Raw genomic sequence first — 12,762 nt, 5'->3', positions numbered from 1 at the left:
CCACCCCACACCGGCGGGCATTGTGAGCTAAGATACTTTTCAGACAGATACACGCAGCATAGAAGCAGCAGAGCACAAGCGCATGAGCAACCACATCCCCACCCCCTCCATGGACACCGGGGCCATCCCCATCATCCCCGAATCCGTACGGCAGGAAAGCCGCAACCAAAAGCCCCACACCAAAGAAACCGTCAAGGTGCCGACCCAAATCAAGGTCCTGATTGCGGCCTCATTCCTCATTGCCCTCGGCTACGGCCTGGTCGCCCCCGTGCTCCCCGGCTTTGCCCGTAGCTTCGATGTGGGAGCCATGGCAGCGACCTTCGTTGTCTCAGCCTTCGCCCTCTCGCGCCTGGCTTTCGCGCCGGCGTCCGGACGCCTCATCTCCCGCTTCGGCGAGCGCCGCATCTACTCGGCGGGCCTCATTATTGTGGGGCTGGGATCCATTGGAGCCGGACTTTCAGTTAACTACCCCATGCTCATTGCCTCCCGCATTGTCGGTGGCACCGGCTCCGTCATGTTTACCGTGGCCGCCATGGGCATCTTGGTGCGCAACTCACCCCCGACGATTCGGGGTAAGGTCTCGGGCTACTTTGCTACGTCCTTCCTGCTGGGCAATATTTTGGGGCCCGTGCTGGGGGCAGCGGCCTCGTCCCTGGGTATGCGGGTGCCCTTCTTTGTCTATGCGGCAATGCTCCTGTGTGCTGCCCTGGTAGTGCTCACCCAGCTCAAGGACGAGCCGCAAGAGGTCAACCTCAACACCCAGGGTATCGCCGTACCCAAGCCCGAACTCAAGCTGGCCGACGCACTGAAGTTCACCAACTTCAAAGCAGCCCTCGTGACCAACCTGGCGGTAGGGTGGAGCGTCTTCGGCCTACAGTCCACCGTAGTTCCCCTCGCCGCCGTAGCCCTCCTAGCTAACCTGCACGCCGGTGAAGCCGGCTACGATGCCGCCGCTGCCGGAGCCAAGCTGGCAGGTTTCACCCTGGCAACCTACGCAGCCGGTAACGCCCTAATCCAGATTTACTCGGGCAAAATGGGCGATAAGATTGGCCGCCGCCCCATGGTCTTTTCCGGGCTAATTCTGGCAGGTATCGTCACCATCGTCTTTGGCCTGATTACCAACCCGGTTGTCTTTGTGGGGGCAGCCGTACTTCTGGGCATTGCCTCGGCCCTGCTCGGCCCCTCCCTGCAGGCTGCTGTATCAGACATTGTGGGCAACAAGCGCTCAGGCGGTCAGCCCCTGGCCTACTACCAAATGGTCTCAGACATCGGCCTGATCGTCGGCCCGCTCGTAGCTGGCTTTATCATCGACGCCTGGGGCTTCTTCCCCGCCTTTATCGTGGCCGGTGCTCTACTTCTTCTTGCGGCTGTTGGCTGGTTCCCCGGCTACCGCCCCAAGTTCCCGGTAGACATAGCCGACGAAGGCTACACCGGCAAGTAGCTTGCCCTAGTCCGCCAGGCGGTGCGAGAGTACGCTTGATACCCCCTGCCGCATGGTGATGCCGTAAAGGGTATCGGCCTGGGCCATGGTGCGCTGGTGGTGGGTAATCATCAGCAGCTGGGACTTCTCCCGCAGCTGCCCTAGCACCTCCAGCAGACGGCCCAGGTTACGGTCATCAAGCGCAGCTTCTACCTCATCCAGCACATAGAAGGGGGCAGGCTGGGCCATAAAAACCGCCAGGAGCAGGGCCAGAGAGGCCAGGGTGCGCTCGCCGCCAGAGAGCAGGGAAAGACGGGTGACCTTCTTACCGGCCGGTGTCACTCGGATATCAAGCCCGCTGTGCTCAAGGTCGTTGGGGTCAGCCAGCACCAGTTCGGCCTGGCCGCCGGGAAAGAGCAGGGCAAAGATTCGACTGAACTCCACCTGCACATCGGCCAGTGCCCGATTGAAAGAGGTTTCAATCTGGCCGGTCACGTCCTTCATCACGGCCCGCAGGTCTGCCCGCGAGGTCTTGATGTCTTTAATCTGCTGGCGCAGGTAGCTATGGCGCTGTTCGAGGGCCTCATATTCTTCAAGGGCCAGGGGGTTGATAACTCCCAGGCGGGCCAGCTCTGCCTCGGCCGCCGCAAGGTCAGTCTCGATATCCTCCCGGGGCAGGTCACCGGCCTTGCGGCTCTCTAGCAGGGCCTCAAGGCTGAGCCCCAATTCGCTATCTATCCGCTGGGTCAGGGCTTCCCAGCGGGCTTCAACGCGGGCGCCCTGGGCCGACGATTCAGCCTGCAGGGTTAGGGCAGCAGCCAGCGATGTCTGGGCCCCGGCCAGTTCTTCGCGGGTGGCAGTGAGGGTCTGCTGGGCCTGCTCAGCACGGGCCAGGGCCTTACTGTGTTCTTCGTTCTCTTGGCTCTCCACCTGCGCGAGGGCCAGTGCCAGAGCCTTGGCGCAGGCAGCTACCCTGCGGGCACGATGCCCGGTGTCAGCGGCCTCTTGTTGACGCAGCTGACGAGCTTCCTCAGCCTTTTCGAGGGCGGCCAGGGCTTCTTGGGCCTGAGTGAGACGGGCCTGGGCAGCTTCCTCTTTTTCGCGGGCGTAGATTGCTGTAGCCTCGGCGAGGGTTTTAGCCTCCTGGGCTGCGACCAGGGTTTTTTCTGCGGTGCGGACGGCCTCGCGCAGGGTAGCACTGTCGGCTTGGGGCTCCGTGCTGCGAGCCCGAGCCAAGGCCTCTTGGGCGGCCTCCACGTGCCTTTGGGTCTCTTTCTGGGCTTCTTCAGCGCGGGTTGCAGCTTCTTGCAGACGGTCAAGGGCCGCCTGTGAGCTTTCTGCCCGGCCGGTGAGGGTGGCAAGGTCTGCCCGGGCGGCAGTTAGCTGGGCCGTGAGTGAACCGGTGGTGCGGGCCTGGGCTTTTTCAGCCTCCTGGGCAGTCTTTAGTACTTCTTCGGCCTGCTGGTGGGCTCTCTCTGCCTGCTCCTGTTGCTGGGCAAGCTCCCGGTGGGTCTGTTGAGCTCGGGTGAGTTCAGCGTAGCGTTCAGTCAGGGGTCGCTCTTGGGAGGGGTAGAGGGTTGAGCCTGCGGTCAGCACGGTACCGTCGGGGGTCACAGCGCGGACGCCCGGGTGGGCAGCTACCAGGGCGCGGGCGGCTTCTTGATCGGGAGTCAGGTAGGTATCAGCGGTGAGCACAGCGAGAGCGCGGCTGAGGGCCTGCGGTGCGGTCAGGACGTCCGCCAGCGGGCGGGCTTGATAAACCTCAGCTTGAGATGTAGATAGTTCATGCAGGTCAATCTGCTCAATGTCACCCTCAAAGGAATAAAGCTGGGTTACTCCAGCGGGCAGGGACTCACCGCTCGTCAGGGTGAGGGCCCTCAGATAGGGGCCCAAGGCAGCAGCCACAGCAGCCTGCCAGGTATCTTCAATCTCAAGTAGAGAAATAAGTTCCTGAGCTCCCTGCTCCAGGGCCTGCTGGCGGAGACCTTCACTATCGCCACTTTCGGCATCGTCATGCTGCCAGGCCGCCTCAAGGGCCTCGCAGCGAGCTTGAGCAGCATGAAGCTTTACCTGAGCTTGATGCAGTTCTTTGCGGCTGGACTCCACCGCTTCGCTCGCCCGCTGCCGCGCCCGACGCAGGTTTTCTTCTTCGGCTTCGGCCCGCTCTAGCTGCTCCCGGTAGCCGTTCACGGCGGCCTGGGCCCGCTCGGTATCAGCACCGGCTGAAGCCCCCTGCTCTTTAGCCTCGGCATACTCAGCCACCCGACGGGCGGCCTCTTCACCGGCTCGCTCAAAAGCTACGCGGGCGGTAGCCAGCTGGGCGGTGAGCTGCGACAGGTTCTCCTTATAGTCCCGCACCTGCTGGTCGGCCGTAGCCAGTGCCTGCTGGGCCGTGCTCTGCTCCACCCGAGCCTTTTCTAGGGCAGAGTGGGCAGCGGTAAGTTCTTCTTCAGCCGCTTTCCCCGCCTCCCGGGCCCGTTCAAGGTTTTCTTCCTCCCGGGCACAGGCCTGCTGGGCCGAATCTAGGCGGGTGGCGGCGTCCTGGTCTTCTTCCTCGTGGTGGGAGGCGGACAAACGTTCAGCAGCCACCAGCTGAACCGTCTCCACCAGGTGGGCCACCTCTTTCAAGGAGGTACGGCGCTGGGTGGCCTCATCAAGTGCCTGCTGGGCTACCTGCCGGGCCTTGGCCAACTCCCCCAGCTGCCCCTCGAGGGTGCGGCTGCGCTCCTGCGCCCGTAGGCGGGCAGCCTCAGCCTGTTGGCCAGCGGCATGCTCGGCCTCCCGCTCCTGCATCATGGCACGCGCGTCATGAGCCAGAAGATCAGCGGTCAAGCTACGAACACGGCCCGCCACCTCGCTAGCTGCCCGGGCCGCGTCAGCCTGCTCCCGGCGTCCTTCCAGCTGCTCAGCCAGCTCACCGGCTAGATCCTCCAGCCGGTCAAGATTGGTCTTCAAATCATCAAGCTTGCTCGCGGTCTTCGCCTGGCGCTTACGGTGCTTGAGCAAGCCGGCAGCCTGCTCAATCAGCTCGCGCCGGTCATCAGCGGTGCCGTGCAAAATCTTATCGACCTGCCCCTGCCCCACCAGGGTGTAGAGTTCCCGGCCCACACCGGCGTCCGCCAGTAAGTCCTGCACATCAGCCAGACGGGCAGGCTCCCCGTTAATCTCGTACTCAGAACCGCCTGCAGAAAACATGGTGCGCGAAAGCCGAATCTCAGCATGAGGCAGCGGCAGGGCGCCGTCCTCGTTATCAATCACCAGCTCAACCCTGGCGCGCCCCAGCGCACCGCGGGAACCACCGCCAGCAAAAATGACGTCCTTCATGGCGCCGCCGCGCAGCTGCTTAGCCCCCTGGGCACCCATCACCCAGGCAAGGGCATCCACCACGTTCGACTTACCCGACCCGTTCGGCCCCACCAGCACATTCAAGCCCGGCTCAAACTCAAACACGGTGGCCGACGCAAAAGACTTAAAGCCGCGCACGGTCAAAGATTTTAGGTACATAGTGGTGGGCCCCATCGGTTGGGTAAAAACAGGTTTGGGTCGGCTTACCACTTTACCGCAGGCCCGCGCCCCTGTTCGGTGTGAGATGAACCCGCACCATCAATCACCGCACCTGCCCCGCCGGGGCATATTATTGAAAAAGTGCCCTGTTTCTTCAAATAAGGGCTTACCCAAATCCGCACTAAGGCTAGAAGAGTAGATTGACCGCTAATTCAGATATTCGCCACAAGAACGCCTCCCTGCTATCGGTAACCAGGGTGCTACCGCCGGAGGTCGTCACCAGCTCCTACTTTGACGAGCAACTAGCGGCCACCTACAAGCGACTGAGGATGCCCAAGGGTCTACTCGAGCGCCTCGCCGGTATTAGCGAGCGCCGCTCCTGGGGCACTTCCATGCATTTTGAGGACGGCGCGGTGCAGGCTGCTGAGCAGGCTATCGCCCAGGCCGGTATCAGCAAGGAACAAATCGGGCTGATTATTAACACCTCGGTCACCCGCGATAATTTTGAACCGGCCGTGGCCGTGGGTATTCACGACCGCCTGGGCCTGCCCCGCCACGCCCTGAACTTCGATATCACCAACGCCTGCCTGGGCTTCGTCAACGGCATTACGGTTGCCGCCACCATGATTGATGCCGGGGCTATCGACTACGCCCTCATCGTCGACGGCGAAGACCCCTCCCCCTGGCATGCCACCGCCCTGCGCCAGCTGAACCGCCCCGATTCAACCCGAGACGACGTGCTGGCCCAGTTCGCCACCCTGACCCTGGGCTCGGGAGCCGCAGCCGCCGTCATTGGCCGCTCCGACCTGCACCCCGCTGGCCACAAGATTGTCGGTTCGGTTTCCCGCGCGGGAACCGAGCACCGCAACCTCTGCATTGGCGGTGAAGCCGACCAGGGGATGAATACGGACGCCGCGGGTCTGCTCAAGCACGGCCTGCAGCTGGTCGCTGAGGCCTGGGAAGAAGCCCACCAGAACGGCTGGGACTGGGGCAACATGCGCTCCTACGTAACCCACCAAATTTCTAACGCCCACACCAACGCCATTATTGAGGCCGTGGGTATCGACCGCGAGCGCATCCCCATGACCTTCCCGGTCTGGGGTAACGTGGCGGCAGCCGCCCTTCCCATGACCCTGGCTGAGGAAAGCGCCCACTTCGTAGCCGGTGACCGTATTCTCTGCATGGGTGTGGGCTCCGGCCTGAATACCGCGCTCATGGAAATCACCTGGTAGGGGGCCGCTATGACGTTTTCTCAGCTCACTCCTGTTCCTGCCCTCTGGCCCGGCGTTGACCCTGCCTGGTCCCAGCAGGTGCAGGTGCCCGCGTCCGCCCCGGTAGAAGAAGCCGGGGCTAGCCGCCGCTGGCACTACCTCGATAATGGCCCGGCGCTCGAGGCCGCCGGGCGCACCCCGGTCGGTACCGTACTGGCGGTGCACGGTAACCCCACCTGGTCCTATCTCTGGCGGTCGGTTATCGCTGCCGCCACTGATGCCGAGCAGCCCTGGCGCGTGGTAGCGGTAGACCAGCTCGATATGGGCTATTCGGAGCGCACCGGCCTGACCCGTTCGCTTTCAGACCGCATTGCTGACCTCGGTGATTTTACGGCCGCGCTTGGGCTTGACACTACCGACCTGCCCCTTGTCACGCTGGCCCATGACTGGGGCGGGCTGATCTCGCTGGGGTGGGCCCTGCGCCACCGTGAGATTGTCTCGGGTGTCATGCTGACCAACACCGCTGTTTTTCATGACGCCGGTGAGAAAATCCCGGTCGCCCTGCAGGCAGCCCTCAACCCGGCACTGCATTCCTGGGCGACCGAAAAATCAACCGCCTTTATCGACGTGACTCTGGGTCTGGCCCAGGGCGGGCTTGATGCTGCGGTCAAGAAGGCCTACAAGCTGCCCTACACCACCGCCGAGCACCGGGTGGGCGTGCGGAATTTCGTGGCCGACATACCGGCAACCGAGGCGGCTGCCAGCTACCGCCCCATGGTCTCTGTTGCCGAAGGTATTACAGACCTTAACCTGCCTGCCCTGATGCTCTGGGGTACTAAAGACCCGGTCTTCCAGCGCCGTTACATGGCCGACCTGGCTACCCGCCTGCCGCAGGCCGACATCCACCGTTTTGAAACCGCCAGCCACCTGGTTGCCGAAGATGAAGACATCGCCACCCCCATTCTGGCCTGGCTGACCGAGCACTTCGTCACCGGCACGACCCAGCGGGACCTCCACCTCACCGCGCGCGCTGCCCGGGTACCGGCGTCCGCTCATTACCGCCCCATGGGAGCTGAGCTGGCAGACCGGGCGGACGACACCACCCTCGCTATCGTTGATATGAGCAGCAAGGGGGATGGCACCGAGGTAGCCGCCCAGCTCTCGTGGGCTGAACTGGCTTCCGAGGTAGACCGGGTTGCCTCTGGCCTGCACCGGCTCGGGGTGAAGCCCGGCGACCGGGTCAATCTGCTGGTGCCACCCGGCATTAAACTCACCACCCTCATCTACGCCTGCCTCAAGATTGGGGCCGTGATCGTTGTAGCCGATACCGGCTTGGGCGCTGCGGGGCTGACGCGCGCGCTCAAGGGGGCCCGCCCGTCCTGGCTCATCGGTATTCCGGCTGCCCTCACCTTGGCCCGTACCCTGGGCTGGCCTGGCCAGCGCATTGCGGCCGGTTCCCTCCCCGCTGCCGCTGCCCGGGCCCTGGGCGTGGTGGGTGCGGTCGATGACTTTGCAGCCCCTGAGATTTTTACGGTAGCCGACCCTGACCCCGATGCGGACGCCGCCATCCTCTACACGTCAGGCTCCACCGGCCCGGCTAAGGGCGTGGTCTACACCCACCGCCAGCTGGCGGCTATGCGGGATACCATCGCAGCCACCTACGATCTGGCTGCCGGCAGCGGTCTGGTGGCGGGCTTTGCCCCCTTCGCCCTGCTGGGCCCGGCCCTGGGAGCCACCTCTGTCACCCCGGCCATGGACGTCACCAAACCTAAGACCCTCACCGCCGCCGCCCTGGCATCGGCAGCTTCTGCAATTGGGGCAACCACGGTCTTTGCTTCACCGGCAGCCCTGATGAACGTGCTCGAGACCGTCGATGGCCTGAGCAGCCAGCAGCGCTCTGCCCTGGGGCAGGTCACCACCCTGCTCTCCGCCGGGGCTCCCATTACCTCTCCCCTGCTGGCCCGCCTGCAGACCCTGCTGCCGGCAGCTTCCCTGCACACCCCCTACGGCATGACCGAGTCCCTGCCCACCACCGACGTCTCCTACGACCAGATTCAGCAGGCCGAGCAGGACGCGGCAGCCGGGCTCCTCGGCGCTGGCGGCGGTGTCTGCGTTGGCACCCCCGTCCACGGGGCAGCCCTGCAGATCGCTCCCCTGCTGCCGGATGGAACCGCCTCAACCGAGGTCACCACCGAGCCCGGTATCACCGGTGAAATTCTGGTAGCAGCCCCGCACATCAAGGACCGCTACGACACCCTCTGGATCACCGAACGCGCTTCCAGCGCCACCCCCGGCTGGCACCGCACCGGCGATGTGGGGCATTTCGATGCCAGCGGACGCCTCTGGGTTGAGGGCCGCCTTGCCCACGTGCTGGTGACCGCCCAGGGCGTACTCACCCCGGTTGCCCTGGAACAGGCTGCCGAGCTCGATGCTGAGGTGCGCCGGGCAGCCGCTGTTGCTACCGGCCCGGCCGGGGCGGCGTCCGTCCTCATCGTGGCCGAGGTTGGCCCCACCTTCCGGGGCAAGAAGACCCGCAACGGCCTGGCTCCGGCTGACCTGGCCCAGCGGGTGCGGGAGCGGGTACTGGCTGAGACCGGTGTAGAGGTATCGGCTGTGCTGGTTGTTGCTGAGCACCCCACCGATGTGCGACACAACTCGAAGATTGACCGCCCGGTTCTTGCTGCCTGGGCTGAGCAACTCCTCCAGGGGAAAAAGGCCCGTCTGGGAAAGGGGGTTATCGCGTGGTAGTTTCACTGCGTCCCCTTACCCCCGAGGTCTGCCAGCCTGCCCGGTCTGAGCGGGTACTGGTCACCGGCGCCTCTGGGCTTCTGGGCCGTGAGGTTGTCTTTGCCCTGCTGAGGGCAGGGTATGCTGTGCGGGCCTTCCAGCGCGGGGACTCCGGTATAGCCCAAATGCTCCCTGCCCACCTAGCCGACCGCTTCGACCAGGTGCAGGGTTCCCTCACCGACCAGCTGGCGGTGCGCCGGGCTGTTACCGGTGTTCAGGGGATTATCCATCTGGCCGCTAAGGTATCTGTGGTCGGGGACTGGGAGGACTACCGGCAGGTCAACGTCGAGGGCACCCGCACCCTGCTTGAGGCTGCCCGCACAGTCGGTATCGGCAAGTTCCTGCACACCTCTTCGCCCTCTGTAGCCCACACTGGAGCCTCCATCGTGGGCGAAGGTAACCCGCCCGCTAGCCCCGACCAGGCCCGCGGTAACTATGCCCGGTCTAAGGCCGAGTCTGAGCTGCTGGCCCTAAGCTACAATGCGGACGACTTCTGGGTGGGTGTGCTGCGCCCCCACATTGTCTGGGGCCCCGGCGATACCCAGCTGGTGGAGCGCGTCCTAGAACGCGCCGCCGCAGGCCGTCTGCCCCTACTCAACCAGGGCACCGCCATGATTGACACCCTCTACATCGATAACGGGGCGGACGCTTTCGTACGCGGCTACCAGCGCCTGGAAGCGATTCGCGGGGTACCCCTGGTGGTTACCAACGGCCAGCCCCGCCCGGTCGGTGAGATTATCGCCGGCATGTGTACCGCCTGCGGCGTCAAACCCCCGGCCTACTCACTGCCGGCGTCCGTGGCCTATGGGCTGGGTTTGGTGATGGAAAAGGCCTGGGCCCGTTGTGCCCCCGGACAGATTCCCCCGCTGACCTCTTTCTTAGCCGAGCAGCTGTCCACCGCCCACTGGTTCGACCAGCGCACCACCCGGAAACTCCTGGACTGGTCTCCTGCCGTCTCCCTGGAGGAAGGGTATGAGCGGCTGGGCGACTACTACGGACGTAGATTTCGTAGGAACTAATAACTAGCCCTTTTCGAATAGGTAGGCAGAGCGCCGACAGCCAGCTGGACCGGGGCTGGCGGTGAATTGGGCGAGCGCCCCGCGCGAGACCAAGAGGGTTGCTGGCCTAGGCGCTCTGCCTGACTTTCTATTCCCTGATGTTGTTACATGCCCCGAGGTCTTCTCTGACAGTGAGGGCACCGGTATGAGCTCCTGCCTCCGAAGGGTTCCCGCACCATCAGCGAGGTGCGCCCCGCCTCTAGGCAGCGGGGGCAGGGTTTTCCTGCCTGCCCGTAGGCATTGAGGGACCTGTCGAAGTAGCCCGACTCCCCGTTGACATTGACGTAGAGGGCATCGAAGCTGGTGCCGCCCTGGGCTAGGGCATCCCGCATGACGGTGCGCGCGGCGTCCACCAGTTCGCGGGCGGTTGAGGCTGGGATGCTCTTGGCGGGTTTGGCGTAGTGCAGTCTGGCCCGCCATAGGGCTTCGTCGGCGTAGATATTGCCTACCCCGGAAATGGCGCTTTGGTCGAGCAGGAGCTTCTTGATGCCGGTGGAGGTGCCCAGCATGGTGCGCCTGAACTGCCCGAAGTCGAAGTGGGGGTCGAGCGGGTCGCGGGCGATGTGGGCAACGGCCTGCGGGATGAGGGGTAGCCCCAGTGCGGACGCGGACGCCCCCGGCACCGGCTCCCCGGCGGCGTTGTGTACGGGGAGCAGGGGGCTTACAAACATGCCGCCGAAGATGCGCTGGTCCACAAAGCGCAGGGTGAGCGGGGCTTCGCACCCGCTCTCGTCGGTGGCTCCTGCTAAGTCTATGAGCACCTTGAGGTGTTTTTCTGCCGGTAGCTCGGGGGCTTTAAGCAAAACCTGGCCGCTCATGCCCAGGTGAATGACCAGGGCAAATTCTTCGTTGCCCTCAAAGAGCAGCCACAGGTACTTGCCGCGTCTAGCCACATCCGCCACGCGCAGGCCCGTCAGCAGCCGCTCGAAATCCACCGGCCCGGCCTCGTGGCGCCGCACCGAGCGTCCGTCCACTACCTGCACGCGTTCCAGCACCGCACCGAGGATGTGCCCGGCTAGGCCCCGGCGGACCACCTCGACCTCGGGTAACTCTGGCATATTCACTCCGCCTTTCGAAAAATGAAAAAATATGCACCGCGTGGTGCCCACATCTTGAACATATCAGGTGCAGAATAGACCCTGTGCATTCTCGCCTGCAACCAGCCTACTGATATATGGCGGGCGGCAGGGGCAGAACCAACCCTTCTGTATCAAGGAGAGACTTTTGTCGACACCCCCAACCCCCAGAGGGCAGCACGCCGATGTGCCGTCCTTCGCCCACGAGCAAGAGGGCTTCCAGCAGGGGCTCAAGCCCCGCCAGATTCAGATGATTGCCATGGGCGGGTCTATCGGAACCGGCCTCTTTCTCGGCGCGGGCGGACGCCTGCACGATGCTGGCCCCTCCCTCATCTTCCTCTACGCGATTGCAGGTTTCTTCGGCTACCTGATTCTGCGGCAGCTGGGTGAACTGGTCAGCTACCGCCCCTCGTCCGGCTCTTTCGTTAGCTACACCCGCGAATTTTACGGCGAAAAATGGGCCTTCTTCGTGGGCTGGATGTACTGGTTCTCCTGGGCCGCCACCGCCATTGTGGACGCCACCGCTATCGCTATCTACTTCAACTGGTTTGGCCAGTATATCCCTGCTATCGAGCAGATTGATCAGTGGGTTGTGGCGCTCATCGTCATTGTTGTGGTGGTATCGATGAACCTGATTTCGGTCAAGATCTTCGGTGAACTGGAGTTCTGGTTTGCCCTGATTAAGGTCGGCTCCCTGCTGCTCTTCATGATCATCGGTATCTTCTTTGTTATCTTCGGTACCCCAACCGGCTCGCCCGTGGGCTTTACCCACATCGCCGAGTCCGGTTTCCTGCCCAACGGCCTGATGGCAGCGCTGGTTGTCTCTCAGGGCGTTATCTTCGCCTACTCCGGTATTGAGTTAGTTGGTACCGCCTCAGGTGAAATTAAGGACCCCCGCAAGGCTATCCCCAAGGCCATCAACACCGTGGTCTGGCGTATTGCCCTCTTCTATGTAGGCTCCGTACTGCTGCTCTCCCTGCTGCTACCTTACGACGCCTACTCGGCCGATGAATCTCCCTTCGTGACTTTCTTCGGTTCCATCGGTGTGGACTACGCCGCCCCCATCATGCAGCTGGTGGTCATTACCGCAGCGGCCTCATCGCTGAACGCGGGCCTCTACTCCACAGGCCGTATCACCCACTCCATGGCCATGAACGGCTCAGCTCCCCGCTTCACCGGGGCTATGAGCAAGTCTGGCGTACCCATTGGCGGTATCCTGCTCACCGGCGCCGTGGCCCTGCTCGGTGTAGCCATCAACTACTGGAAGCCCTCAGAGGCCTTTGAGATCGTCCTCAACATCTCAGCCGTCTGTATCGTGATTGGCTGGATGGCCATCACCCTACCCCACCAGCGCTTTGTGGCCATGGCCCGCCGGGGTGAGCGCGTCCGCCCCGAGTATCAGGCTCCCCTAGCACCCGTCACCAACTGGCTCACCATGGCCTTCCTGGTGGGTGTGCTGGTACTCATTGCCTTCGACTACCCCATCGGCACCTACGCCCTGGCAGCCATGATTCTGGTAGTGCCCGTGCTGGTGGTTGGTTGGCTGGCCGTCCGCAAGCGAGTACGGGCTCTGGCAGCCGAGCACTTAGAGCAGGTTCCCACCCAGACCACCTCTATCAACATTGTGGGTAGGGACGACGAAATTAGCCTGCCCTAGCCGCAGCAAGGCATCAGCCAGGTAGCACGACAAGAGGGGCGGGGGGCAC

Annotated in this window: 7 protein-coding genes; 5 read left to right on the top strand and 2 right to left on the bottom strand. The window is 63.6% G+C overall.

Translation table 11 applies throughout. The features are described 5' to 3' along the window. Positions 1-82 precede the first annotated feature (82 nt). Entirely contained in the window at positions 83-1,441 is a 1,359-nt protein-coding gene (locus L6762_RS06205; protein WP_237186078.1) for an MFS transporter, read from the top strand. Between the two features lie 6 nt (positions 1,442-1,447). On the opposite strand, the gene smc is transcribed toward L6762_RS06205, so the two are convergent. Continuing rightward, complete coding sequence (gene smc / locus L6762_RS06200; protein WP_237186077.1) at positions 1,448-4,924, bottom strand: chromosome segregation protein SMC; 3,477 nt, start codon at positions 4,922-4,924, stop codon at positions 1,448-1,450. A gap of 200 nt (positions 4,925-5,124) precedes the next feature. Here smc and L6762_RS06195 point away from each other — a divergent pair, with 200 nt between their 5' ends. From L6762_RS06195 to L6762_RS06185, 3 genes are read left to right on the top strand one after another with little or no spacing between them, the layout of a single operon-like run. Then, positions 5,125-6,156, top strand: a complete 1,032-nt coding sequence (locus L6762_RS06195) for a 3-oxoacyl-ACP synthase III (protein WP_237186076.1) — start codon at positions 5,125-5,127, stop codon at positions 6,154-6,156. Between the two features lie 9 nt (positions 6,157-6,165). Further along, positions 6,166-8,883 (top strand): alpha/beta fold hydrolase, encoded by a 2,718-nt coding sequence (locus L6762_RS06190; protein WP_237186075.1) that lies wholly within the window; start codon positions 6,166-6,168, stop codon positions 8,881-8,883. Further along, positions 8,877-9,941 (top strand): NAD-dependent epimerase/dehydratase family protein, encoded by a 1,065-nt coding sequence (locus L6762_RS06185; protein ID WP_237186074.1) that lies wholly within the window; start codon positions 8,877-8,879, stop codon positions 9,939-9,941. The genes L6762_RS06190 and L6762_RS06185 overlap by 7 nt, the downstream gene beginning before the upstream one ends. Before the next feature lie 143 nt (positions 9,942-10,084). On the opposite strand, the gene mutM is transcribed toward L6762_RS06185, so the two are convergent. Beyond that, positions 10,085-11,038 (bottom strand): bifunctional DNA-formamidopyrimidine glycosylase/DNA-(apurinic or apyrimidinic site) lyase, encoded by a 954-nt coding sequence (mutM, locus tag L6762_RS06180; RefSeq protein ID WP_237186073.1) that lies wholly within the window; start codon positions 11,036-11,038, stop codon positions 10,085-10,087. A gap of 166 nt (positions 11,039-11,204) precedes the next feature. Between mutM and L6762_RS06175 the strand changes: the two genes are divergently transcribed. Then, complete coding sequence (locus L6762_RS06175) at positions 11,205-12,713, top strand: amino acid permease (RefSeq protein ID WP_237186072.1); 1,509 nt, start codon at positions 11,205-11,207, stop codon at positions 12,711-12,713. The last annotated feature ends 49 nt before the right edge of the window (positions 12,714-12,762 follow it).

Origin of the sequence: Rothia nasimurium (assembly GCF_928381705.1) — a bacterium.
GTDB lineage: Bacteria > Actinomycetota > Actinomycetes > Actinomycetales > Micrococcaceae > Rothia > Rothia nasimurium_G.
This window is presented reverse-complemented; position numbering and strand designations above follow the sequence as displayed.

Coding starts and splice junctions, on each gene's coding strand:
- mutM (WP_237186073.1), bottom strand. CDS start 11,038: ATGCCAGAGTTACCCGAGGTCGAGGTGGTCCGCCGGGGCCTAGCCGGG.
- L6762_RS06190 (WP_237186075.1), top strand. CDS start 6,166: ATGACGTTTTCTCAGCTCACTCCTGTTCCTGCCCTCTGGCCCGGCGTT.
- L6762_RS06205 (WP_237186078.1), top strand. CDS start 83: ATGAGCAACCACATCCCCACCCCCTCCATGGACACCGGGGCCATCCCC.
- smc (WP_237186077.1), bottom strand. CDS start 4,924: ATGTACCTAAAATCTTTGACCGTGCGCGGCTTTAAGTCTTTTGCGTCG.